Source organism: Streptomyces sp. a15 (assembly GCF_059026085.1).
In genome coordinates, this window is sequence record NZ_JBWLKM010000018.1 from 62,407 (window position 1) to 85,963 (window position 23,557).

Annotated in this window: 26 protein-coding genes and 1 pseudogene; 7 read left to right on the plus strand and 20 right to left on the minus strand. The window is 70.3% G+C overall.

The genetic code is table 11. The features are described 5' to 3' along the window. Positions 1-13: 13 nt before the first annotated feature. The gene (locus AC5P09_RS20315; RefSeq protein ID WP_493875243.1) at positions 14-1,363 is read right to left on the minus strand and encodes a glycoside hydrolase family protein; all 1,350 of its coding nucleotides are present in this window, start codon (positions 1,361-1,363) and stop codon (positions 14-16) included. Between the two features lie 181 nt (positions 1,364-1,544). On the opposite strand from AC5P09_RS20315, the gene AC5P09_RS20320 reads away from it, so the two are divergent. From AC5P09_RS20320 to AC5P09_RS20335, 4 genes are all read left to right on the plus strand, one after another. Further along, positions 1,545-2,567: a LacI family DNA-binding transcriptional regulator gene (locus AC5P09_RS20320; protein ID WP_493875244.1), complete on the plus strand. Its 1,023-nt coding sequence runs from the start codon at positions 1,545-1,547 to the stop codon at positions 2,565-2,567. Positions 2,568-2,644: 77 nt separating this feature from the next. Continuing rightward, entirely contained in the window at positions 2,645-3,985 is a 1,341-nt protein-coding gene (locus tag AC5P09_RS20325) for an ABC transporter substrate-binding protein (protein ID WP_493875245.1), read from the plus strand. A 198-nt stretch (positions 3,986-4,183) separates the two neighbouring features. Next, positions 4,184-5,062, plus strand: a complete 879-nt coding sequence (locus AC5P09_RS20330; RefSeq protein WP_493875246.1) for a carbohydrate ABC transporter permease — start codon at positions 4,184-4,186, stop codon at positions 5,060-5,062. A 3-nt stretch (positions 5,063-5,065) separates the two neighbouring features. Further along, complete coding sequence (locus AC5P09_RS20335) at positions 5,066-5,908, plus strand: carbohydrate ABC transporter permease (protein WP_493875247.1); 843 nt, start codon at positions 5,066-5,068, stop codon at positions 5,906-5,908. Positions 5,909-6,238: 330 nt separating this feature from the next. Here AC5P09_RS20335 and AC5P09_RS20340 read toward each other — a convergent pair whose 3' ends face one another. Continuing rightward, positions 6,239-6,949: an SDR family oxidoreductase gene (locus AC5P09_RS20340; RefSeq protein WP_493875248.1), complete on the minus strand. Its 711-nt coding sequence runs from the start codon at positions 6,947-6,949 to the stop codon at positions 6,239-6,241. 129 nt (positions 6,950-7,078) lie between these two features. Between AC5P09_RS20340 and AC5P09_RS20345 the strand changes: the two genes are divergently transcribed. Then, positions 7,079-7,471 (plus strand): MerR family transcriptional regulator, encoded by a 393-nt coding sequence (locus tag AC5P09_RS20345; RefSeq protein ID WP_493875249.1) that lies wholly within the window; start codon positions 7,079-7,081, stop codon positions 7,469-7,471. A gap of 124 nt (positions 7,472-7,595) precedes the next feature. Here the strand turns inward: AC5P09_RS20345 and AC5P09_RS20350 are convergent. Next, positions 7,596-8,108: pseudogene (locus AC5P09_RS20350) on the minus strand (ABC transporter permease); the annotation flags it as partial. Positions 8,109-8,369: 261 nt separating this feature from the next. Here AC5P09_RS20350 and AC5P09_RS20355 point away from each other — a divergent pair. Continuing rightward, on the plus strand, positions 8,370-8,870 hold the full coding sequence (locus AC5P09_RS20355; RefSeq protein WP_493875250.1) for a sigma-70 family RNA polymerase sigma factor: 501 nt from the start codon (positions 8,370-8,372) through the stop codon (positions 8,868-8,870). A gap of 256 nt (positions 8,871-9,126) precedes the next feature. On the opposite strand, the gene AC5P09_RS20360 is transcribed toward AC5P09_RS20355, so the two are convergent. Beyond that, a complete protein-coding gene (locus tag AC5P09_RS20360) occupies positions 9,127-9,510 on the minus strand; it encodes a winged helix-turn-helix transcriptional regulator (protein ID WP_307678804.1) in 384 nt (127 codons plus the stop codon). A 101-nt stretch (positions 9,511-9,611) separates the two neighbouring features. Between AC5P09_RS20360 and AC5P09_RS20365 the strand changes: the two genes are divergently transcribed. Beyond that, a complete protein-coding gene (locus AC5P09_RS20365) occupies positions 9,612-10,013 on the plus strand; it encodes a RidA family protein (RefSeq protein ID WP_493875251.1) in 402 nt (133 codons plus the stop codon). An 891-nt stretch (positions 10,014-10,904) separates the two neighbouring features. On the opposite strand, the gene AC5P09_RS20370 is transcribed toward AC5P09_RS20365, so the two are convergent. The 16 genes from AC5P09_RS20370 to AC5P09_RS20445 all read right to left on the minus strand — a co-directional run bounded on the left by AC5P09_RS20370 (position 10,905) and on the right by AC5P09_RS20445 (position 23,501). Then, complete coding sequence (locus tag AC5P09_RS20370) at positions 10,905-11,414, minus strand: SRPBCC family protein (RefSeq protein WP_493875252.1); 510 nt, start codon at positions 11,412-11,414, stop codon at positions 10,905-10,907. A gap of 80 nt (positions 11,415-11,494) precedes the next feature. Next, positions 11,495-12,355: a 4'-phosphopantetheinyl transferase family protein gene (locus tag AC5P09_RS20375; RefSeq protein ID WP_493875253.1), complete on the minus strand. Its 861-nt coding sequence runs from the start codon at positions 12,353-12,355 to the stop codon at positions 11,495-11,497. A gap of 3 nt (positions 12,356-12,358) precedes the next feature. Further along, positions 12,359-13,357 carry a biotin/lipoyl-containing protein gene (locus AC5P09_RS20380; RefSeq protein ID WP_493875254.1) on the minus strand — a complete coding sequence of 333 codons (999 nt, stop codon included), beginning with the start codon at positions 13,355-13,357 and terminating at the stop codon, positions 12,359-12,361. Next, positions 13,320-13,460: a hypothetical protein gene (locus AC5P09_RS20385; RefSeq protein ID WP_493875255.1), complete on the minus strand. Its 141-nt coding sequence runs from the start codon at positions 13,458-13,460 to the stop codon at positions 13,320-13,322. The genes AC5P09_RS20380 and AC5P09_RS20385 overlap by 38 nt, the downstream gene beginning before the upstream one ends. 60 nt (positions 13,461-13,520) lie before the next feature. Continuing rightward, positions 13,521-13,739 (minus strand): acyl-CoA carboxylase epsilon subunit, encoded by a 219-nt coding sequence (locus AC5P09_RS20390; RefSeq protein ID WP_493875256.1) that lies wholly within the window; start codon positions 13,737-13,739, stop codon positions 13,521-13,523. Between the two features lie 41 nt (positions 13,740-13,780). Continuing rightward, positions 13,781-15,325, minus strand: coding sequence for an acyl-CoA carboxylase subunit beta (locus AC5P09_RS20395; RefSeq protein ID WP_493875257.1), 1,545 nt, complete (start codon positions 15,323-15,325; stop codon positions 13,781-13,783). Between the two features lie 76 nt (positions 15,326-15,401). Continuing rightward, on the minus strand, positions 15,402-16,382 hold the full coding sequence (locus AC5P09_RS20400; RefSeq protein ID WP_493875258.1) for an ACP S-malonyltransferase: 981 nt from the start codon (positions 16,380-16,382) through the stop codon (positions 15,402-15,404). 59 nt (positions 16,383-16,441) lie between these two features. Further along, complete coding sequence (locus tag AC5P09_RS20405; RefSeq protein WP_493875259.1) at positions 16,442-16,966, minus strand: 3-hydroxyacyl-ACP dehydratase FabZ family protein; 525 nt, start codon at positions 16,964-16,966, stop codon at positions 16,442-16,444. Further along, a complete protein-coding gene (locus tag AC5P09_RS20410; RefSeq protein WP_493875260.1) occupies positions 16,963-17,409 on the minus strand; it encodes an ApeI family dehydratase in 447 nt (148 codons plus the stop codon). Before AC5P09_RS20410 ends, AC5P09_RS20405 begins: the two co-directional genes overlap by 4 nt. After that, positions 17,409-18,119: an SDR family oxidoreductase gene (locus tag AC5P09_RS20415; protein ID WP_493875261.1), complete on the minus strand. Its 711-nt coding sequence runs from the start codon at positions 18,117-18,119 to the stop codon at positions 17,409-17,411. Before AC5P09_RS20415 ends, AC5P09_RS20410 begins: the two co-directional genes overlap by 1 nt. Further along, the gene (locus AC5P09_RS20420; protein ID WP_493875262.1) at positions 18,116-18,802 is read right to left on the minus strand and encodes an HAD family hydrolase; all 687 of its coding nucleotides are present in this window, start codon (positions 18,800-18,802) and stop codon (positions 18,116-18,118) included. The genes AC5P09_RS20415 and AC5P09_RS20420 overlap by 4 nt, the downstream gene beginning before the upstream one ends. Then, positions 18,802-19,749, minus strand: a complete 948-nt coding sequence (locus AC5P09_RS20425; RefSeq protein WP_493875263.1) for an AfsA-related hotdog domain-containing protein — start codon at positions 19,747-19,749, stop codon at positions 18,802-18,804. Before AC5P09_RS20425 ends, AC5P09_RS20420 begins: the two co-directional genes overlap by 1 nt. Then, the gene (locus AC5P09_RS20430) at positions 19,746-20,870 is read right to left on the minus strand and encodes a beta-ketoacyl synthase N-terminal-like domain-containing protein (RefSeq protein WP_493875264.1); all 1,125 of its coding nucleotides are present in this window, start codon (positions 20,868-20,870) and stop codon (positions 19,746-19,748) included. The genes AC5P09_RS20425 and AC5P09_RS20430 overlap by 4 nt, the downstream gene beginning before the upstream one ends. Beyond that, positions 20,867-22,120, minus strand: coding sequence for a beta-ketoacyl-[acyl-carrier-protein] synthase family protein (locus tag AC5P09_RS20435; protein WP_493875265.1), 1,254 nt, complete (start codon positions 22,118-22,120; stop codon positions 20,867-20,869). Before AC5P09_RS20435 ends, AC5P09_RS20430 begins: the two co-directional genes overlap by 4 nt. Then, entirely contained in the window at positions 22,117-22,398 is a 282-nt protein-coding gene (locus AC5P09_RS20440) for an acyl carrier protein (protein ID WP_493875266.1), read from the minus strand. Before AC5P09_RS20440 ends, AC5P09_RS20435 begins: the two co-directional genes overlap by 4 nt. A gap of 65 nt (positions 22,399-22,463) precedes the next feature. Next, positions 22,464-23,501 carry a ketoacyl-ACP synthase III family protein gene (locus tag AC5P09_RS20445; protein ID WP_493875267.1) on the minus strand — a complete coding sequence of 346 codons (1,038 nt, stop codon included), beginning with the start codon at positions 23,499-23,501 and terminating at the stop codon, positions 22,464-22,466. Positions 23,502-23,557: the final 56 nt, after the last annotated feature.

The window sequence follows — 23,557 nt, forward strand, 5'->3', positions numbered from 1 at the left end:
ATGGGAGTTCGGGTCAGCGCGGTGACGGGCCGGGCCAGATGGCGGAGGCGTCGTCGCGGTGCGGGTCGGGCAGCCGGATCGGGCGGACGGGGATGGTGCGTTCGCGTCCTTCGGTGACGGCCGTCCACGGGGCGGGGTGCCCGGAGTAGCACAGGGTCGTGAGGGCGAAGACGTTGTCGGCGTAGACCTCGACGTACTCGCCGACGGTGAGGATGCGCAGCGTGGCGGCGGGGTCCGTCAGGACGGTCTCGCCGAGCCGGGTCCCGTCGGGGCCGATGACCCAGAGGTTCTTGCCGTCGCAGCCCACGGCGAGGGCGGGACGGTCACCGTCCGGGGCGTCGGTGCGCAGGGTGATCTCGACCGGCCCGGTGATACCGATGTCGCCGACCGCGTGCAGGGCGGGGCGGTCCGTCTCCTCGCCGAGCCAGGCGTTCAGACCGGGCCACCATTCGAGGCGGGGGGCCGAATCGCCCTGCACCACAAGTGACTTCGGCTGGGTGAGCATGCCGCGGCAGCGCTCCCCGGTGTCGCTGAGCCCGACCTGGCGGGGCGTGGTGTGCAGCACGACGCGGGTGCCGTCGGGCGCGGCGATCACGCGGGGGGCGTAGGCGCCGGTCGGGCCGAGAGGGCCGCGCCGGGTCCAGGGGCCGCGCAGGCTCGGGGCCGTCCACGCCTCGAAGCCGCGGGTGGCGCCGATGGAGCCGAGCAGCAGCCAGCTGCCGTCGTCGAGGCGTTCCAGGACCGGGCACTCCAGCTCGTCGATGTCGCCGGGTGAGATGAGCGGCGGGTGGACGGTCCAGTGCTCCAGGTCGTCGGAGGTGGCCCAGGCGACGCAGCCGCCGACCTCCACCGGGAGGGAGGCATCGCTGGCGCAGACGGCCATGACCCAGCCGTCCGACGCGTCGTCGCGTACGACGAACGGGTCTCGCCAGCCCATGAGTTCACCGGTGCGGTACCAGCGCGGGTCCGCCTCGACGACCGGCGCGGTGCCATGGCGCCGCCAGCCCGTGCCGTCGGTGCGGTCGGAGTACGCCAGTCCGACCGACTGGAGCGGCCAGCCGCCCGGTGTGAGACCGGAGACGCCCGTGTAGAACATCGCCATTCCGTCGCCGTGCCGGAGGGGGTGCATGGTCCACACCGCCTGCTGGTCGAAGCGACCGGGCAGTCCGTTGCCGAAGGCGGTGCCCTGGGGCTGCCAGTGGACCAGGTCGGTGGAGGTGGCCCGGCCGTAGGAGGTCTCCATCCGCAGATGGTCGAACTCCGGTGTCCAGGGGCCCTGCAGGTGCAGCACCGCGTACGTGCCGTCCTCGTCGCGCAGGAGGGCGAAGTCGTTCACGCAGAGGCCGGGCGGGGCGTATCGCATGCACAGGTCCTGTCGGCTCCACAGCGCCCAAACGTGTGCGCTGACGCTTGATAACAAAGAGGTCTCTTGCGAATCGGCCCCAGTAAATATGAACGCAAACGCTTGCGCAACAAGGTGGTCGGGTTTACGGTCACGTCACTCACAGATCACACCGACGTGAAATCCACGGGAGGAATGCGCCGTGACGGCCAGCATCACCGATGTCGCCCGCGCCGCCGGAGTCTCGGCGTCCACCGTCTCCCGCGCCCTGCGCGGCCGGCCGGGGGTGTCCGAGGAGGTGCGGGCGCAGATCGCCGCTGTCGCCGCCCGGCTCGGCTACACCGCCTCGCGTTCCGCGTCGAGCCTGGCCAGCGGGCGCACCTTCACCATCGGGGTCGCGGTGCCGTACGTGGGCCGCTGGTTCTTCGGCACCGTGGTGGACGCCGCCGAGAAGGTGTTCAGCGCCGCCGGGTACGACGTGCTGCTGTACAACCTGGGTTCGCCGGAGACACGCAAGCGTTTCTTCACCAGACTGCCGGTCCGCAAGCGGGTGGACGCGGTGCTGTCGCTGCTCATCCCTGACGAGGAGGAGTCGGCCGCGCTGCGCTCACTGGGGGTGCCGCTGGCCACCACGGTCGGCGGCACCCGGCCCGGCTTCACCGTCGTCGGCATCGACGACCGGGCCGGCACCGAGAGCGCCGTACGGCATCTGGTCAATCTCGGCCACCGCCGGATCGGCATGATCAGCGGAACCAGCGGGCCGCTGCACTGGACCACCCCCATCGAGCGGCGCAACGCCTACCTGGACGTGCTGAGCGACGCCGGCATCGAGCACGACGCGGCCCTGGAGGCGGACGGCGACTACACCGTCGAGGGCGGCGAGCGGGCCATGACCGAACTGCTGGCCGTCTCCCGTCCGCCGACCGCCGTGTTCGCGCAGTCCGACGAGATGGCGATGGGCGCCCTGCGGGCCCTGCGGCGGCACCGGCTGAGGGTGCCGCAGGACGTGTCCGTCGTCGGCTTCGACGACCATGAACTCGCCGACGTGGTCGGTCTGACCACGGTCGCCCAGCCGGTCGCCGAGCAGGGTGCCGAGGCCGCCCGGCTGCTGCTGCGTCAGCTGGACGAGCCCGACGCCGAACCACCCGCCGAGCAGGTGCAGATGCCCATCCGCCTCGTCCTGCGCGAGACCACCGCCCCGCCGCAGCCGCGCGGACCGCAGTAACTCCCCGAGCCCCACATCCGCATGTCCGGACAGCACGTCAGCACGCCGAACCCTCGCCACAGCACGGAGGCACAGCCATGAGCTCGACCAGCAGAAAGTACCGCCGCACCGCCTGTACGGGCCTGGCCCTCCTCCCCCTGGTGGCGCTGGCCGCCTGCGGCGGGGGTGGCGGTACCGATGCCTCCGCCGAGGCCGGGAGCGGCAAGGGCGCCATCAGTGTCTGGGCCCACCAGGGCCAGAAGAACGAGACCAGCGCGCTGCAGAACGCGGTGAAGTCCTTCAACTCCTCGCAGAGCGAGATCAAGGTCGACCTGAAGCTGATACCCGAGGCCGACTACACCAAGACCATCACCGCCACCAGCGCCTCCGAGCTGCCGGACGTGATGGAGTTCGACGGTCCGACCATGGCGAACTTCGTCTACAACAAGAAGCTCGCTCCCATAGACACCTACGTCTCCGCCAAGACCATGACCAACGCCACCGACGCGAGCAAGGCGCAGGGCGAGGTCGACGGCAAGCACTACGGCCTGGGCATGTTCGACTCCGGGCTCGGGATCTACGGCAACAAGAAGCTGCTGGACGCGGCCGGGGTGAAGTATCCGACCAGTCTGTCCGACGACTGGACGGCCGCTCAGTTCACCGCCGCGCTCGAGGCGCTGAAGGCCAAGGACTCCGACGGCAAGACCCTCGACCTCCAGGAGACCGGCGGCTTCGCCAACGAGTGGGGCACCTACGGCTTCGCCCCGATCGTCTGGTCCGCCGGAGGCTCCCTCCTCAAGGACGGCAAGGCGGAGGGCGCCCTGGACACCCCGGCCGTGGTCTCGGCCATGAAGACCTTCCAGTCCTGGAAGACGTACGTCGACCCCAACACCGACGGCAACGCCTTCGCCAAGGGCCGCGTCGCCCTGAGCTGGGTCGGCCACTGGATGTACCCCGCGTACAGCGAGGCCCTCGGTGACGACCTCGTCGTGCTGCCGCTGCCCGACTTCGGCAACGGCCCCAAGACCGGTCAGGGCTCCTGGGCCTGGGGCATCGGCGCCGACACCAAGAACGCCAAGGCCGCCGGCACGTTCCTGGACACCCTCCTGGACGACACCAACGTCACCGCCATGACGACGGCCAACGGGGCGGTGCCCGCCACCAGGACGGCGCTCGCCAAGAGCAGCCTCTACAAGCAGGGCGGCCCGCTCCAGCTCTTCGCCGACCAGCTCGCCAAGCCGTGCGGCGACAAGGACATCACCAAGTCCTGCGTCGCCGTCACCCGCCCGGTGACCGCCGGCTACCCCGTGGTCACCTCGAAGTTCAGCGAGGCCCTGAGCTCCATCTACGGCGGCGCCGACCCGAAGAGCGCTCTGGAGAAGGCCGCCCGCGCCATCGACCAGGACTTCTCCGACAACGCCGGCTACCAGATCCCGTAGGACACATCGGCCGGGGCGGGAGCGCGCACGCCGCGCCCGCCCCGCCGGGAACAGGACCCTCCCGTGACATCCGTGGAACCCGCGCACACCGCGCCGCCCGGCCCGGAGCAGGCCCCATCCACATCCGTGAAACCCGCGCCGTCGACGCGATCAACACGGCCGGGCCGCAAGAACCGCGACTGGCTGCACGGACTGCTCATGTCCGCCCCGGCAGTCGTCGGACTCATCGCCTTCGTCGGCGTCCCGTTCGGCTACGCCGTCGTCCTCTCCTTCTACAACGTCCGCCTCGGCTCCCCGCTGGAACCGACCTGGTTCGGGATCGAGCAGTACCGGCGGCTGTTCACCGACCCGGACCTGTCCGGCCCGTTCCTCCGGGCGCTGCTCAACAACCTGACCTTCGCCGTGGTCGTCGTACCCGTGCAGACGGCCCTGGCGCTGGCTCTGGCGATCCTGCTCAACCGCAAGCTCAAGGCCATCGGCTTGTTCCGATCCCTCTTCTTCATGCCGGTCGTCTTCCCGATGGCGCTGGTCGCCGTGATCTGGCGCCTCATCCTCGCCCGCAGCGACCAGGGCATGCTCAACTCCGCGCTGGACGCGGTGAGTTTCGGCAACTGGGGGGCCTTCGACTGGCTCGGCGACGGCGCCACCGCGATGGCCTCGATCATCGTGCTGTCCATCTGGCAGGGCGTCGGCTTCCAGATGGTGATCCTGCTGGCCGGCCTCCAGCAGATCCCGGGTGAGCTCTACGAGGCCGCCGAACTCGACCGCGCCTCCCGCTGGCAGCAGTTCCGCCACGTCACCCTGCCCGGCATCCGCGGCACCCTGGTCTTCGTCGCGATGCTCACCTCGGTGCTCTCTTTCCGGGTCTTCGACCAGGTGTACGTCCTCGTCCGCGGCGGCGGCCTCGACGAGGACGCCACCCGCACCGTGATGTACCAGGCCGTCACCACCGCCTTCGACCAGAACAACATCGGCCAGGCGTCCGCGATCACCGTCGTCTTCTTCCTGATCGTCGTCGTCCTGACGCTCATCCAGCGCCGCGTCGTCCGGCCCGAGAACCCCGAGAACGAGGCCTGACCCATGGGCACGACCCCTACGCCCCTGCGCCGCTTCCTGGACTACGCCGTACTCAGCGTGCTGGCCTTCGTCTTCGTACTGCCGGTGATCTACCTGTTCCTGGGCAGCCTCAAGCCGTCCGACGAGGTCCTGAACGGCCTGTCCGGTTTCCTCCCGACCAACCTCTCCTTCGACAACTACACGGCCGTCCTCGACAGCCTCAACTCCGACAGCACCGGCTACTTCTGGCGCTTCATGGGCGTCTCACTGCTGCTGGCGTTCGTGGTGGTGACAGGGGGCCTGTTCGTCAACTCCATGGCGGCGTACGGACTTTCACGGCTGAAGTGGCGCGGCCGGAACGCCGTCTTCACGCTGGTCCTGCTGCTGATGCTGGTCCCGTTCGAGTCGGTGGCCGTACCGCTCTTCTACATGTTCAACGACCAGCGCAACACCCTCTACATCCTGGCTCTCCCGTTCATCGCCAACGCCTTCTCGGTCTACCAGTTCCACACGTTCTTCCGCTCGATCCCGCCGAGCATCGAGGAAGCGGCCCGGATCGACGGCGCCGGCCCCTGGCGCACCTTCTTCGCGATCATCGTCCCCATGTCGAAGCCGGCCTTCGCCTCGGTCGCGATCCTCACCTTCCTCATCCAGTGGGGATCGTTCCTGTGGCCGGTGCTGATGGTCTCCGACCCGTCGGTCCGCCCGCTCCCTCTGGAGATGAGCGTCTTCCAGGGCCAACAGCCCCCGGACTGGGGCCAGATCCTCGCCTTCGGCGTCCTCCTGGTCCTGCCCGTCCTGATCGTCTTCGCCTTCTTCCAGCGGTGGTTCGTCCAGGGCGTCGCCAGCTCCGCCGTCAAGGGCTGAGCGAGAGCCGGCGACGTGCGCGCCTCGGCAGGACCGCATCGGTGTGTGGTCCGGACGGGCTCCGACGCGCCGGGCAACTCCTCGACCCGGGATTCGTGGAGGTCGGCGAGTCTGGACAGCGGTGGACGTACGAAGCGATGCTCGCCGGACTGCCCGGTCATCCGGGCAGTCCGCTGGACACTCCCCGCTTCGAACCCTCAGACATCTCGGGTGCTGCTCGCCCCGGGGATGGTGCATCTGGCGTTCGAGACCACGCTCGGCGAGCGCAGGACCAGACACAGTTCGATCCGGCGCAGGGGGGACGGAGCCATCCCAGTGCGGGGAGACCAGTCAGCCGGCGGTCAGGGCGTCCGCGTAGAAGTGCTGCGGAGCGGCGGCCAGGGACGCCTTGACGTGGGCGCTCCACTCGTCCGCGACCACCTCCAGGTCACCGGCCTCCACCCCGTCCAGACCAGCGCGCGCGATGTCGGCCGGGTCGGCCTTCTCACCCGTGTAGGAGGCGGTGAGGTCGGTGTCCGCGGCGCCCAGGTGCAGCCCGGTCACCAGTGTCTTCTGGCCGGCCAGTTCCAGCCGCACCCCGTTGGTGAGGCTCCACTCGGCTGCTTTCGCCGCGGCGTAGGCGTTCGCCCCGTCATGTGAGAACCAGGACAGCGCGGAGAGGACGTTGAGGATCGCGCCGCCGCCGTTGGCGGCCAGGACCGGCGCGAAGGACCGCACCACGTTGAGCGTGCCGTAGAAATGGGTGTCCATCTCCCGGCGGATGGAGTCGAGTTCACCCTCGACCAGATTGGTGTACGTACTGATGCCCGCGTTGTTGACCACGAGGTCCACGTCCTGCGCGGCCAGTGCGGCGGCAGTCACCGAGGCGGGGTCGGTGATGTCGAGACGCAGCACCTCCACACCCGGAAGGGTCACGGCCTCGGGGCGCCTCGCCGTGGCGTAGACCTTCTTCGCTCCCCGGGCCAGCAGCTGCTCCGCGAAGTGGCGGCCGATGCCACGGTTCGCTCCGGTCACCAGGGCGGTTGATCCTGCGATCTGCATGGTCTGCTTCTTTCATATGGGCCGAGGCGGAGTTGTGGCGCAGTTGTTCGCCTCACCGCTCGGACACGGCTACGCTAAAACCTCACGTTGACGTGAGATGCAAGTCTTGGCAGAGGGGAAATTCAGGCCATGCGAATCGGGGAACTCGCCAAGCGCTCCGGGGTGAGCGTCCGCGCCCTGCGCTACTACGAGGAACAGAGGCTCCTGGACGCGGACCGGACCTCCGGAGGGCAGCGCGATTACGCGGACGGGGCCGTGGACCGCGTTCAGCTCATTCAGCAGCTCTACGCGGCCGGGCTGTCCAGTAAGACGATCGTGGAGCTTCTGCCGTGCGTGGACACCGGCAGGGCGACGGAGAGCATGCTCGACCGCCTCCTGACCGAGCGCGACAGCATTGGCGTCCGCATGGACGAGCTGGCGCAGGCCAAGGCGAAGTTGGACCGGGTGATCGAACACGTCATGGCCGCCGGGCTGATCCGAGACCAGGCCGACAGCGCCGCAACCGCACTGGTCGGCCCCTGACTCGGAGCCGTCCGTTCCGCACGTCCCCGACAGCAATGCCACCTCGCGACAGGGGCACGCCCCCGGCGTCGCCCCTCGCGCGGTGGCGCACTGGCGGCGCGCGGTCGCGGTCGCAGCCGGCCGCTCACGTCGACGCCAGCGCCTCCGTAGGAGGAAGGCGTGCCGCGCGGACCGACGGATAGACGCCGGCCGCCATGCCGATCGGCACGGCGCCGAGGCAGCCGCCCGTGACCGACAGCAGGGGGATCACCGTTGGCCAGCCCTGGTAGGCCGCATAGCCGACGTTGGCGAGGACGCCGAACAGGGTTCCGGTGATGGCGCCGAGCAGCGACAGTCCTATGGACTCGGTGAGGAACTGGACGCGTATCTGACCGCGGGTCGCGCCCAACGCCCGGCGGAGCCCGATGTCCCTTCGGCGCTCCAGGACCGAGATGACCATGTTGGCCACGCCGATCCCGCCGACCAGCAGGGCGACCCCGGCCAGGCCGAGGAAGAGGGAGGAGAAGGTGTTCTGCGTGGCGCGCTTGGCCGCCAGGGCGTCGGACGGGCGGTTGACCTGGACCTGTCCGGGCTGCTCCGGGAACACGGTGGCGGCGAGTACGTTCCGTACGTCCTCCAGATGGGCCTCCCGCGCCTTGCCGCGCGGCGTCAATCGCCGTATGGACGCCCTCGCCTCCGCGGCGACGACACGTCAGACCGGTGTGGCCTGAGAGAAAACGCGCAGGTCAACCGGGAACTGGCGGTGGCCGTCCGCTTCCACGGAGCCCACCGCTCCCGTCGTCAATCGAACGTCAACTCGGCGTGGAACCCCGCTCGCAAGACTCCCCCACGCATCGAGGCCGCTGAGCCCGGCCCCGAGACCTGGCCCCACCAGGTCGTGGAACGAAGGAGTACGAACGTGAGCTGGACCGTAATGGGCTCCTCGGGCGCGGTCAGCGCCAGGGAACGCGCAATGCGCACTCTTTACGACGAACGCTGCGCTGCTGGCGCACTCAGGACGTGGGTGGCAGCGAGCCTCTGCGGGGGTGGCTGTTCCGCCCGCAACATCGTGATCGACGAGTACCGGCTGCGCATGGCCCGTCCGCAGGAGGTCGACGGCACCGCCTGGCTGAACGAGTTGCTGGCGAAGCCCGACGACGTCGACCGAATATTGTCGTCAATGATCCTCAAGGGCGCGATCCAGGGGCTGTCGCCCAAGCACCGGGAGGTGCTGTGCGAGACCTACTACACCGGCAGGTCGACGCGCGAGGTGGCCCTCGTGCTCGGCGTCCCGCCCGGCACCGTCAAGTCGCGCCTGTACCACGCGGTGCGGTCGCTGCGCACGGCCCTGAGCATCGTGGAGACCGCTGATGAGGAGGTCGGGAGTAGGCCCGTCTGGTGGTACCCGTCCGCGGCATGACACGTGCCCGGCCCGTGGGCTCAAGTCCCCGCCGGGGTGTCCTGCGCGGGCCGCTGTCAGCCGTACCTGGTGTTCCGGTACGGCGCTGAGCGCGTCGCCGGTCTCGCCCGGGGGCTGGTTGCGCAGCCGGACCGCGGCGATCCCGGCGGACAGCGCCGTGTCCACGTCTGTGATCGCCATCCGGGCGAACAGGCCACGTTGGTGGTCACCAACGTGAGATCGAATGCAGCACGCACAGCGTGGTGCTGCATGCCTGTCAGGCGTCGAAACGGCCGCGCGCGCCCTCGATGTGACCGAGGTACTGGTGGGTCCAGCCGCATATGGCATCGACCGTGGCGCGCAGGGCCTGGCCCGGCTCGGTGAGGGTGTACTCGACCCGCGGCGGCACGGTGGGGTACACCTTCCGGTCGACCAGGCCGTTGCGCTCCAGCATGCGCAGGTTCTGGGTGAGCATCTTGTGGCTGACGCCCTCGACCTCGTTCCGCAACTCGCTGAAGCGCAGGGTGCGCTCGCCGAGCGCCTCGATGATCAGGAGCGCCCACTTGTTCGCGACGTCCGAGAAGATCTCCCGCGCCAGGGAGTCCGCGCGCCTCAGGTCCGCGTCCTCGGGCAGGCCCTTGAGCAGTTGCTTGGTCACCATCAGGTTCCCCAGTCACCGAAAAGTGCGTTCTTCCAGGTCAGCGTTCACTCTCCTACAGTTTCCGAGTAACCACAAGAGAGCAAACCGGAAGGGCGAGCACCATGGCCACCATTGATGTCTTCAACCACAACGTGCCGGCCGAGAGCGACTTCGGCTACTCACAGGCGATCAGGTCCGGCGAGCTGATCCACATCTCCGGACAGCTCGCGTTCGACGAGGCGGGCGAGTTCCTCTACGCGGGCGACTTCGCCGCCCAGCTCAAGCAGACCTACGCCAATACGGACAAGATCCTGGACCACTACGGCGTCACCCGGAACCAGGTCGTCTCGCAGACCCTGTACGTGGTGAACCTGCGGCAGAACGCCGCGGCGACGGCGGAGGGCAACCTGGCGTACTTCGGCGACCACCGCCCGGCCAGCACGGTCTTGGGCGTCACCGAACTGACCTTGCCCGGCCAGGTCATTGAGATCAGCTTCGTCGTCGACACGAGGCTGCCCGCCTGAGCTCGCCCGCAGCACGCGGCCCGGCTTGGTCGCCCTCCGGGATTTCCGTTCGTGGAACGGTCACAGTGACCGTTCCACGAGCGCTCCCACAACTCTCGCTTTGTGGGCCGGCCTTGGCGCGTTCCTCGGCTGGGGCCCGGGTAGGAGCGAGACGGTAGACATCTGATGCGTTTGATGCGTTTGATGCGTTTGATGCGTTCTGATGCGTCAAGCAGCGGCGCAGCGCGGGTCTTGCCCGAGGCGCGGGTCACCGGCGCGGACCCGGCATACGCAATCCCGGTCACACCGACGGCAAAGGCACCCGGTTCACGAGGTCTTCCACCGCCCTCATGTCGAGGTACGCGCTGACCTCGACCACCTGTCGTGCCTGAACCTTCATTATCCAGGCGAAGGTATTCACGTACGGGCGAAGGTATTCACTTACGGCTGACCGTCCTTGGCGGTCGCCCTTCCGTCCCACACCACGACTACGGTGTCGTGCTCGGCGTAGATCCCCTGAACGGTCGGCCACAGCGGAGTGGCCAAGCGATCCAGAACGGGACTCGATCCCTCTTTGAGAATGTCGTAGAAGTCGCCTGTGCCGCTCAGGGTTCCCTCGCGTGCGGCCCGGTCGAACGCCGCTTTGCGGTAACGGCGGCGGCCGCCGCGGTCGTACCGACGCCGAGCAAAAACTTCCGGCGATTGCGCGCGTAGCTGACCTGGCTCATGCTCAGCTCCCTCTGATTACCTGTCTCGTTCCGTGATGCTGATGTGCGGTCCGAGCACGAACCAGGGTGCAACACTCCCAGCCTCAGCCCGTTGACTGCCGGCCCGGCAGCGGTATGCGGTATGCGGTACGGCGTCGGATGCGGACCGTGGAAACGGGCGCTCCCCTGCATCCGGGGCAGCCCGCTATGCCTCCGCCTCGGCCTTCACGCCGGCCAGGGTCTGTTCGATGCCCGTGCGCAGCAGGGCGAGGCGGCCGTCGATGATCTGCTCCTCGCGGTCCGGGTACCGCTTGACGACCTCGTGCATGGGGCCGCGGGCCGAGCCGAAGCACATGCCGTGCCGCAGGCGGGTGCCGGAGCCGTCCGCGAGCGGTTCCAGGGTGTAGGTCCAGACGGCCAGCGGCTCGCCGTGGCGCCGGTCGTTGTAGTGGACGACCTCCCACTGCAAGACGCGCTCCTCCGATATCTGCGCGACACGGCTGACCGTGCGCCACTCCCCCAGCCCGCTGTTGCGGTTGCGGCCGGCGAAGGAGGCGCCGACCGCGGGTCCCTCTGCCCCGTCGAGCCACTCCACCTCCTGCAGTTCCGGGCTGTGCCGGGCCGAGGTGGCGATGTCCGAGATCAGCTCCCACACACGCTGCGGCGCGGCGGCGATCTCGGTCACGCACTCCACGCGGGCATCGGCGAGACGCATCGTTTCTTCCTCCTGGACTTGGTTGACTGCTGTGGGAATCAGGGGTGGATCGGGTGTGGCGCCGGAAGTGGTCGCGGGGATCAGGCCGCGGGGTGTTCGCCCGGTGGCGCGGCGCGGGAGGGGTGCTGTCCAGGCTGTCCAGACCTCCAGGACGCGGCCGCCTCCGCCACGACCGCGGTCGCGATCACGCCATCGGCGACGCGCCACCGGCCTGAGACCGCGGCGAACGGACCCGGCCGCCGCACCTCGGCCGTGACACCCCCGAAGAAGCCGTCGCCGTCCACCTGGAGCGCCACTTCCGCCTCCAGGAAACCGAGTTCGGTGCAGGCCAGCGGGTACCACGCCTTGAAGACCGCCTCCTTCACGCAGAACAGGACGCGCCCCCAGTGCACGCGCGGCCGGCCACCGGCCAGCATCGCCACATGGGCCCGCTCGGCGGGGCTCGCGACCATCTCCAGCACGTCCGGCGAGAGCGGGGCGTGCGGCTCTGCGTCGATGCCGAGCCCGGCCAGGCCCGCCTCCGGACAGGCGACCACCGCCGCCCGGTAGCCCGCGCAGTGCGTCATCGAGCCCACGACGCCCGCCGGCCAGCGCGGTTCTCCGCGCGGCCCCGGCAGCACGGGCACCGGCGCGAAGCCGAGAACCCGCAGCGCGCGCCGGGCGCACACCCGCACCCCGGCGAAGTCCCGCCGCCGTTTGTCCCCCGCGCCCGCCATGAGCCGCGCCTCGGCGGGCAGCAGCGCTCCCCACCAGTCCTCGTCCCCGGGCCCGAACACCTCCGCGGCCACCACCCATGGCGGGAGCAGCGAGGCCATCAACCCCCCTGTGTCGTAAGGGTGTTGCGGACCGGTCGACACCGGGCGCAGCAGCGCGCCTGTCTGCCGACGCCTCCCGTACGTCTGATACACCTCGTACGGCTCGTACGGCTCGTACGTCGTCATCGCTCACCCCCTGATCGCGCAGATCGCGGCGTCGGCGGTGAGCGCCGCGCCGGGCAGGACCAGGAGATCGGCGACCGTGCCTGCCTTGTGGGCGGTGATGGGCTGCTCCATCTTCATCGCCTCCAGGACGACCTTCATCGCCTCCAGGACGACGACGAGGTCGCCCGCGGCGACCGTCGCGCCCTCCTCGACGGCGACCTTGACGATCGTGCCCTGCATCGGGGAGGTCAGCGTGTCGCCCGAGACGGCGGAGCCGGCCCTGCGGCCGCCGGGGCGGCGTCTGATCTGGCGCGCGCCTCCCGGTGCCGTACGCGCCCGCGGCACGCCCAGCGACGCGGGAACCCTGACCTCGATCCGCCTGCCACCGACCTCGACCGCCAGGGTCTCGCGGCCGTCCGGCCCTTCCTCCCCGCCCTCAGTCGCGGGGACGAACGGCTCGATGGTGTTGTGGAACTCCGTCTCGATCCACCGGGTGTGGACCGTGAAGGGGGCTTGTGAGCCGGTCAGTTCGGGGGCGAACGCCAGGTCCTCGACCACCGCGCGGTGGAATGGGATGGCCGTTGCCATGCCCTCGACCCGGAACTCGGCGAGCGCACGGCGAGCCCGCTCCAGGGCCTCCTTGCGGGTGCGGCCCGTCACGATCAGCTTGGCCAGCAGGGAATCCCACGCCGGGCCGATGACGCTGCCGGCCTCGACGCCGGCGTCCAGGCGGACGCCGGGTCCCGTCGGCGGATCCCACCGGGTGACCGTGCCGGGGGCCGGGAGGAAGTTGCGGCCCGGATCCTCGCCGTTGACGCGGAACGCGCGGACGTGCAGCGCGTCCCGGTCGGGCTCGGCGTACACCGCCACGCTCGCGATCCCGGCGTCCCGGCAGGCCCGGGCCACGCGGACAGCGATTTCGCCACGGTTGGCGATCAGCACCTTGCGGACCGCGCCGAACCGCTCGCCCGCCGTGGGCACGGTCTCAGTCGATTCCGCGCTGGATGTGGGGCTCGTCACCACCGTCCTCCTCCCCTGCCAACAGCGCCCGCGGCGGTGCGGGCCGCTCCGTGGGCTGGATCCGTCGTCCGGCGCGGGGCGAGTCTTCGCGGGGTGTACCGACCATGTCCATCTCCTCCAACTCCACTTCTGTGTCGCTTCCTTGTGGCTTCCTCGACTCTCCCCGCTACCGTCGCCAGCTGACGGGGCGGTACGACGCGTGGCGCTCCGGGCGGTCCCACATGGGGACGGGCGGGGCGGCGGGCCGGGTCTCGGTGGCGGTGGCGGTGGCGGTGGCGCGGGAGAGCAGTGCCACGGTCAGGGCCGCGAGTTCGTCGTCGGACGGCAGGCCGCGTTCGACGCGGACCAGGAGGGATGGGGCGGTGCGCTCGGTGGCTGTGGTCACCTGGATCAGCTCCGTTCGGATGGGGGCGGGTGGGTGCGAGGTCACTGGGGCGGGTTGCCGTGCTTGCGCGAGGGCAGGTCGGCGTGCTTGGTCCGCAGCATCTGCAGGGAGCGGATCAGCACCTCGCGGGTCTCGGCGGGGTCGATCACGTCGTCCACCAGGCCCCGCTCGGCCGCGTAGTAGGGGTGCATCAGCTCGGTCTTGTACTCCTTGACCATGCGGGCCCGCATCGCCTCGGGGTCGTCGGCGCCGGCGATCCGGCGCCGGAAGATGACGTTGGCGGCACCCTCGGCGCCCATCACCGCGATCTCGTTGGTGGGCCAGGCATACGACAGGTCGGCGCCCACGGAACGGGAGTCCATGACGATGTAGGCGCCGCCGTACGCCTTGCGCAGGATGACCTGGATGCGCGGGACGGTGGCGTTGCAGTAGGCGTACAGCAGCTTGGCGCCGTGCCGGATGATGCCGCCGTGTTCCTGGTCGACGCCCGGCAGGAAGCCGGGGACGTCGAGGAGCGTCACGAGCGGGATGTTGAAGGCGTCGCACATCTGGACGAAGCGAGCGGCCTTCTCGGACGCGTTGATGTCGAGGACACCGGCCAGCGACTGGGGCTGGTTGGCCACGATGCCGACGGTCTGGCCATCCATGCGGGCCAGGGCGACGATGACGTTGCCGGCCCAGCGCTCGTGGATCTCCAGGTACTCGCCGTCGTCGACGAGGGACTCGATCACCGCGCGCATGTCGTAGGGGCGGTTGCCGTCGGCGGGGACCAGGCCGAGGAGTTCCTCGCAGCGGCGGTCGGCCGGGTCGTCGGCCGCTGCGGCCGGGGACCTCTCCCGGTTGTTCTGCGGCAGCAGCGACAGCAGATACCGGACCTCTGCGAGGCAGGTCTCCTCGTCGTCGTACGCGAAGTGGCACACGCCGGACGTCTCGGCATGTACGTCCGCGCCGCCTAGCCCGTTCTGGCTGATCTCCTCCCCCGTCACCGCCTTGACCACGTCCGGGCCGGTGATGAACATCTGGGATGTCTCGCGGACCATGAACACGAAGTCCGTCAGGGCCGGCGAGTAGGCCGCACCGCCCGCGCACGGGCCGAGCATCACGCTGATCTGCGGGATGACCCCGGACGCCTTGGTGTTGCGCTGGAAGATGCCGCCGTAGCCGGCGAGGGCGGTGACGCCCTCCTGGATGCGGGCGCCGGCACCGTCGTTGAGCGACACCAGGGGCGCGCCGGCCGCGATGGCCATGTCCATGATCTTGTGGATCTTCTCGGCGTGGGCCTCGCCCAGGGCGCCGCCGAAGATCCGGAAGTCGTGCGCGTAGACGAAGACCGTACGGCCCTCGACCGTGCCCCAGCCGGTGATCACACCGTCGGTGTGCGGTTTCTTCGCCTCAAGGCCGAACCCGGTTGCCCGGTGCCGGCGCAGTTGCTCGACCTCCTGGAAGGACCCGGGGTCCAGGAGCAGTTCGATCCGCTCCCGGGCCGTCAGCTTGCCCTTGTCGCGCTGCCGCCTGGTGGCGGCCGGGTCCGGGCCCTCGGCGATCTCGCGTCTGAGGCTCGCCAGCGCCTCGACAGCAGTGCGCATCAGATCCTCCCCCATCGTTCTTCTCCAGGGTGTTCGCCCCACCCAAGGCCGTTGTCGTCAGCACAGGCCGCTGTCGTCATCGCGCGTCCACCAGCGAGTGCTCCTCGGGCCTGCCCGCCACCACGGGCTCACCGCCCGCCGCGGCCTCGGCCAGTACGAGGTCGAGGTCCTGCGGGACGCCCAGGGCGACTGCGCGTGCCTCGGGGCGGGTGCGCTGGAGCAGCCGGGTGAGCGGTCCCGCCGGTGCCAGCTCGATGTGCAGGGCGCCGGGGGCCCGGTGGGCGATCGTCCGCGCGCACAGGTCCCAGCGGACCGGCGAGGTGATCTGGGTGATCAGCCGGCGCCGCAGCTCCTCCGGGCCGGCGACCGGCGCGCCGTCGCCGTTGCCCAGCAGCGCCGAGGCCGGCTCGATGATCCGCACATCCTCGATCGCGCGGGCGAACTCCGCCACCGCCGGCGCCATGGCCTCGGTGTGGAAGGCGCCGGCGACGGCGAGGGGCGAGACCCGGGTGCCCGGCGGCGGCGCGTCGGCAAGGGCCTCGACCCGGTCGGCCGGTCCCGCCGCTACGAACTGATGGCTGCCGTTGAAGTTGGCCACCGTCAGGCCCGCCGCGGCGACCGCGGCGACGATCTCCTCGTCCGAGGCGGGGCTCCGCTTGGACGGCATCACCGCGGCCATGCCGGTCGGCGCCATCGCGCACGCCGCCGACATGGCCGCGCCGCGCACCCGGGCGAGGGCGACCGCGTCGCGGGGGCTGAGGCAGCCCGCGCCCGCAGCGGCGGCCAGTTCGCCGACCGAGTGGCCCGCGAAGAGCACCTCGCCCGCGGCCGACGGCAGCCTGTCGTGCAGCAGTCGGTGGGCCAGCAGGGACGCGGCGACGATCAGGGGCTGTGCGTAGGCCGTGTCGGCCAGCAGCGCCTCGTCACGGCCGGCCTCGACCAGGTCGAAGCCCGCGGCCCGCGACCAGTCGTCGACCAGGGCGGGTGCCCCGGGGACGGTGTCCAGCCAGGGATCGAGCATCCCGGGCCGCTGGACTCCCTGTCCCGGGGCGGTCACGACATAGTGGTACACCACCGAACCTCCGTTTCGGACATCAGAAAGGGAAAGAGGAAATCTCAGCTCCCGCTGCCCGGGCCCTCGAACGAGTCGGTGGGGCGCAGCAGGGTGATGGCACGTTCGACTTCGAGGACGGTGCGGCCGTCCCCGGCCCGGGACACACCGGAGAACGTGGCCGTCTCCTCGTCCCGGTCGATCAACTCCACCGAGTGCACGAGCAGTTCACCGGCACGCACCGCATCGGTCACCCGCACCCCGCGCGCCGACCCGAAGATCAGCAGCCGGCGGTCGTCCGGGGCGGACTCCCGCATCAGAAGCAGTCCGCACGCCTGGAGGAACGACTCCAGGGTGAGAGTGGCGGGGAACCGGCCCGGCCGGGCGCCGCCCAGGTGGGCGTCCAGCTCGTGGTAGGTCACGGCCTTCGTGGCCTCAAGGGCGCCCGGTGTGTGCCGGACGATCCGGTCGACCTGGAGCGCCGGGTAGCCGTAGGGCAGCAGGTCGCCGGGGTCGGGAAGGGATTCGGGAAGGGTCTCGGAAAGAGAGTCGGGCTGGATCTGGGGCTGGGTCTGGGGCTGGGTCGTCATGCCCGGCTCCTCCAGGTCGCGGTGATGCGGGCGAGGCGCCGGCCGCCGCTGCTGCACGTCGCCTTGGTGACCAGGCGCGTACGGTCGCCGCTGACCGCGACCTCGAACATCACCGCGTCCCCGGCCAGCGCCGGCCGGCTGAACCGGACCGAGCCGATCTCCACCAACTCGACCCCGCCGAGCGCTCCATCGAGGTGCAGCTCGACCATCTGCTGAAGGCTCTCGATCAGGAACACCCCCGGATACACCGTCAGGGACGGGAAGTGCCCGGCGAGATAGGGGTCGTCGGCGACGACCGTCTTGCGGCCGATGAAGCCTCCGTCGACCGCCTCGACGTCGTCCACGGCCACCAGTGGCATCCTGCGCGCGTCGGCTCGTACGGGGAACGCCTTGGCGCGTACGGCGGACGCCTCGGCCGGTACGGGAAACGTCGTCGCGCTCATCAGACGCCCATGCCGACGCCGCCGCCGATCGGGATCGAGGCGCCGGTGATGAACCCGGCGTCCTCGGAGACGAGGAAGGAGACCAGTGCGGCCACCTCCTCGGGCCGTCCGGTGCGGCGCAGCGCCGTCTGGGAGACGATCTCCTTCCGCCGCCGGTCCGACAGCTCGGCGATCATGTCGGTCTCGATCAGACCCGGCAGTACGACGTTGGAGGTGATCCCGGCACGCCCCAGTTCCCAGGCGAGGGAGCGGGCGACGCCGATCAGGCCGCTCTTGGAGGCCGAGTAGTTGACCTGACCGGGCGATCCCCAGAGGGCGACGATGGAGGAGACGAAGACCATGCGGCCCCACTTGTTGGCCATCATGTCCGGCACGGTCTCGCGCGCCACGTTGATGGAGCCGGTGAGGTTGGTGTCGAGGACCTCCTGGACGCCCTCCTGCGTCTGGGTGAGCAGCAGGCCGTCGTTCATGATGCCGGCGCAGTTCACGACGATGTCGATCTCGCCGAGGATCTCGCGGGCCTGCTCCACCGCCGTGCGCACCGACTCCGGGTCGCGCACGTCGCACTGGACGAAGGAGACGCCTTCGAGTTCGGGCCGGGTGGTGCGGGCGGTGCCGACCACGCGGTAGCCCTGCTTGTTCAGATCGCCCGCGATCGCCGCGCCGATGCCCCGGCTGGCTCCCGTGACGAACACCGATCGACTGGTCATCGTTTGGCTCCTTGTCCTTGGTGTGCAGGCATTTCGGGGAGTGCGCCGGAGCGCACGATCGAGTCGATCCGCTCGATGGCGGCACGCGTGGACCCTCCGCCACCGATCACGCCGACCCAGCCCGCCCGCCGCGCACCGGCGACGTTGTCGTCCAGGTCGTCGACGAGGACGTTGGACTCGGGGGGAAGGCCGGAGCGCGACTCGGCGTGGCGGAACATGCCGGCGTCGGGTTTGCGGGTCTCGAGGTCGCAGGAGAGCAGGACCTCGTCGAACTGCTCGTCCCAGTCCAGGAATTCTGCGAAGTGGTCCTTCCAGTCGACGGGGAGGTTGGAGATCACGCCCACGAAGGCGCCCGCCCGCCGCCATGAGCGCAGGGCGGCGAGCCACTCGGGGTCGACCCGGCGGTCGCTCCACCACTCGGGGCCGAGACCGGACAGGTCCGCGTCCAGGCCGAACCGGGAGGACAGCTCCTGCTCGATCTCCGCCGTCCACTCCCGCTCCGAGAGGATCCCGGAGTCCAGTACGGCCATCCCGTCCGGGCTGCCGTAACGGTCGGCGATGGCGCGCAGACACTGCCCGAGCTGTTCGGGGGTGAACGGCTTGCCCTCGCAGTAGGCGCGCAGTCCCTCCCGCAGTGGCGGGGTCATCACCCCGCGGAAGTCGGTCCAGATCGCGGTCCTCATCACGCCTGCCCCTCGTCGGCGGGGGCCGGTGCCAGCACGAACGACATGCGGGTGACGACCAGGTCGCCCTGGACGCAGTTCACGTCGGCCCACCGCTCGCCGTGGTGGGCCACGAGCCGGATCGGCGCGTCGAGCTCGGCGAAGTGCTCGAAGGTGGTGCGCACCGCGGTGACCAGATGCCCGGCGGGGTCCGGGGTGCCGGACAGCGCCAGCTGCCGGCCGGCCTCGATGAGCACCATCGCCGGATAGTGGTCGTAGTCGTGGTCGAAGAGGCCGGCGTTGGCGAAGTCCGGGGCCAGGTCCGCGACCAGGGTGCCCGCCTCGGACCGTACGCCGGCGATCGCCACGTTGGTGGCCTGCGTACGGCCCACGCTCTCCGGCGGGCTGAGGGCGGCCCGGGTGCCCGTGGTGGAGAGCAGGCCCGCGGTGGTCGGCGCGGCCGAGCCGCCCCGCTGGTAGGCCCGCAGTTCCGGGTAGCGGCCCTTGGGCAGGCCCTGCACCGCCATCGATGTACGCACCACCGTCCGGCCGGAGCCGTCCGTGCCACGCTGGTTGTAGGTGATCTGCTTCGGCGAGCCGTCACCACGCAACCGGAGCTCCTCGAACTCCGACCGGATCGTCAACTCACCGTCGACACGTGCCAGTTGCTCGAAGTCGGTGATCTCCATGTCGATCGAGTTGAAGAAGAACGCGATGTCGGGCGAGAGGCCCTCGAACTCGTGCGCCGCGCTGAGCGCCGCCTGGCGGCAGGCCTCGATCAGCAGCAGGGCGTCCAGCCAGTGCGTTCGGGGGTGGTCGCGGTAGTACGGGCTGAGGGCCGTGGTGACGGTCGCAGCGCCGTAGCCACCGTCCTCGGCCCGCCAGGGCGGCGAGACCAGGATCTCCTGATCGTTGGCGCGGTGGACCAGCTCCCGGCGCACCCGGGTACCGGCAGTCAGCACGCTCATACTTGCTCCTTGATGGTGAGCACGGCCGCGGCCACCGCCCCGGAATCGTCGATCCCGGTGATGAGCACGCCGGTGCCGGGCCGGCCGAGGGCCACCGCGGCGGCGAGCTGCATGGCGCCCAGGGCGCCGCCGCACTCGCCGACCACGGCCCGCACGTCCACGCGCTCGGCGTCGCAGCCGTCGAGAGCGGACTCCTCGGCGGTGTGCAGAGTCGTTCCGACGTTCCCGGGCAGGACCAGGCCGATGCCGATGCCCGCGGCCTCGGCGGCCGCCCCCGCCCGGTCGACCGCGCGGCGCAGCGCAGCGCTGTAGCCGGCCTGGGTGCGCTCCGGTGCGAACATCACCTCGCAGGCCGTCACCGTGGCCACGGCCGGTGGTGCGCCCGCGCCCGCGGGTTCGAGGGCGACCAGGGCCGCGCCCTCGCCGATGAAGACGGACTCCTGCACCTCCTTCTTCAGCCGGATCCCCCACGCGGTGTGGGGCGACAACTCCTCGACACCCCCGACGAGCATCCGCTCGGCGTGACCGCAGCGGATCAGCCGGGCCGCGTAGCGCAGCGCGGACAGGGCGCTGACTGTGCCGTTGGCGAGGGTGGAGTTCGGGCCGCGGAAGTGGTGCCAGATCGCGATCTGGCTGGCGCAGCAGTTCATCGTGGTGTTGGGGAAGACCGCCGGGTTGACGAGGTCGGTCCCCTTGCCCTCGATGATGTCGACGTTCAGGTCGACGCTGCTGCGCAGGCTGCCGACGGCCGTGCCCATGGCGATCCCGGTGGACTCCCAGGACGCCTCGCCGATCTCGGCCCGCTCGCCCAGCGACTGCTTGAGCAGGGTGGCGGCCGCGAGGCCGAGCTTCGTGGTCCGGTCGAGGTTCTTCGTGCCCTTCCTCGGCACATAGTCGGTGATCTCGAAGTCCGGCACGGCCGCGACCCCGCCGGGCAGGCCCTCGTAGTGGGCGGTGTCCGGTAGGGGTCCCCCCGGTCGACTCGGTTCAAGACTGAGGGAGGGTTCGCCGCCGGGGGCCGCGCCCGGCTCACGGAGCCGGGCGCGCAGGGAGTCCAGGCCGACACCGGCCGCGGACAGCACCGACACATCGGAGATCTGGAGTTCTGCTGCTCCGCTCATCGCGGTCCCTCCCCCGCGCCGACGGGCTCGCCGTCGGCATAGGCGCCGAAAATGGTGATGGCGTTGTTGCCGCCGAAGGCGAAGCCGTGGTTCTGCGCGACCCGCACCGCGGCGGCCTTGGCACCCGTGCCGACGAAGTCGATGCCCTCGCCGAACGCCGGGTCGACGGTGCGCAGGTTGATGGTGGGCGGCAGGAAGGCGTCCTCGATCGCCTTGCAGCAGGCGATCGCGCCGAATCCGCTGGCCGCGCCCATCGTGTGACCCAGCATCGACTTGATGGAGCTCATCGGCGGATGCTCGTCGCCGAACACCAGACGGGTCGCCGTGACCTCGGTGATGTCGTTGGTCGGCGTGCCGGTGCCGTGGGCGCAGATGTAGTCGACGTCCTGGGCGACGATGCCCGAGTTGGCGTGCGCCCGCCGGATGCAGGTGGCGATGCTCTCCGCGTCCGGGTGCACGATGTGGTGGGCGTCGCAGCTGAGCCCGTAGCCGAACAGTTCGGCGTAGATGTGGGCGCCGCGCCGCCGGGCGTGTTCCAGTTCCTCCAGGACCAGCACCGCGCCGCCCTCTGCGGTGACGATGCCCGAACGGTCCTGGTCGAACGGCCGGGGCACCCCGTTGGCCACCGCGCCGAGGCTGAGGAACCCGGCGTGGGTGAACCGGTTCACGCTGTCCGCGCCGCCGGACACCATCACATCGGCCTCACCAGCGATGATCTTGTCGGCGGCGCTTCCGATGGCGTAGTTGGCGGCTGAGCACGCCGTCGGGATGACGACGGTCTCGCCGTACAGGCCCAGTTCCGTCGCCGCGGCGGCGGCGATGTTGCCGGCCGGGATCCTGCGGGCCACGTCGGCGGAGAGGGTGCTGGGGCCGCCGTCCAGCCACTGCTGGGTCAGGGTGTCGACGGAGGGCGCCTCACCGTTGGTGGTGCCGATGATCGCGCCGGCCGTCGCACGGGTCTCCTCGTCGAGGTCGAGCCCGGAGTCGTCCATCGCGAGCCGGGCCGCGGCGGCCGCGAAGTGGGCCGTACGTCCCCAGTCGTCGAGGTCGATGTTCCGGACGATCGAGGCGGGGTCGAAGCCGTGCACCTCGCCGGCCAGCCGGGCCGGGAAGTCACCGGCGTCGAAGGAGCCGATCTCGGAGATTCCGCTCAGGCCGGCCTTGATGCCCTCGGTGAACTCCTCGACGCCGGTCCCGATGCTGCTCACACATCCCAGGCCGGTCACCACGACCCTGCGGGCGTGCGTCACTTGCCGCCGCCCTTGCCGTCGCGGATGTCGATGATGCGCTGCACGAGCAGCTCGACGGTGCGCAGGTCGACGGCCTGATCGCGGGGCACCCGGATTCCCAGCTGCTTGTTGACGCGGGCCAGGACCTGTATCAGGCCGAGGGAGTCGGCGCCGTAGAACTCGATCAGGTCGGCGCCGCCGTCGACCTGATCGGGCTCGACGTCCAGCTCCAGCTCGTCGACGATGATGTCGAGGGTCGTCTCACGGATGGTCTCGTCGGAAACGAAAGTAGTGGTCATTGTTCTTTTTCCTTCCGGTGAATGGGTCTTCTCTGGTGAAGGGGTCTTCTCTTCGGCTGGGTGGGTCAGGCGACGGACTCCAGCACCAGGCAGGACCAGGTGTAGCCGCCGCCCGCGTTCACCACGACGGTGATGTCGCCGGGTTCCAGCGCATGCTCGTCGCGGGTGTCCTCGATGTTCGCGCCGACATCGGCGACGCCCAGGTGGGCCGTCCGGTCGCCCCACCACACCAGCTTCTGGGCGCCGAAGAACGGGGCGAGCTGGGACCGGTAGACGGTCTCGAAGATCTTGCCGCTGAGCCGGGGCACCGAGACGACGCGGATACGGCTCTCGCTGCCGTCGAGTCCGGCCTCCTCCAGGGCCTGGCGCACGCACCCCGTGAGGGCCTCACGGGAGCGCCCCATGAATCCCTCCATGCCGAACTCGGTGAGGTACGCCTTCTTGGCCGCCTTCAGATCCACCCGGCCGCCGTCCCGCAGCGCGGGGCCGGGAGTCGCGGTGTATCCGGCCCGGTTCATGGCTTCGAGCTCGGGGGCCGCCTTGCTGGCGATCGAGACGATACGGAAGGCGTTCCGCGCGGCCGGCCCACGCGAGACAAGCATCGCGGTGCCCGCGTCGCCGTGCACACAGCCGTAGTTGAGATTCCAGCGGTCGACCTGCGGGAACTGCATGGCGTCGGCCGCCGTGACGGCGCCGGTCCGGATGGCGCCGTCGGCCCGCATCGCCCGGACGGTGAGTTCGAGCGCCGCCATGGGCGCGTTGCAGCCCTGCGAGAGATTCATCGGGACGGCGCCCAGGGCACCGGTCCGGTGGGCGACGTAGTGCGCCGCGCTCCAGATGTCGAAGCCCTGGTGCCACCAACCGCAGTGGATCAGCAGGTCCACGTCCGAGGCGTCCGTGCCGGTCGACTTGAGCGACCGGCGCAGGGCCTCTACGGCCATGTCGGCGGCCGGCGCCTGCTCGTCGAAGACGGGCACGTCCGGGTTTCCGATGGTCTCGTCGAAGTCGCGGACCAGCCCTTGCGCCAGGGCCTCGGCCACCGGGACGCGCGTGGTGGGGTAGGACACAGCGCAACCGTTGAGATACAGGTCGCCGATGAACATGTCTGCCACTTCCTGCCGTTGGGGAACCCGGGTCCGCCAGGCGGGGATCCGGGACG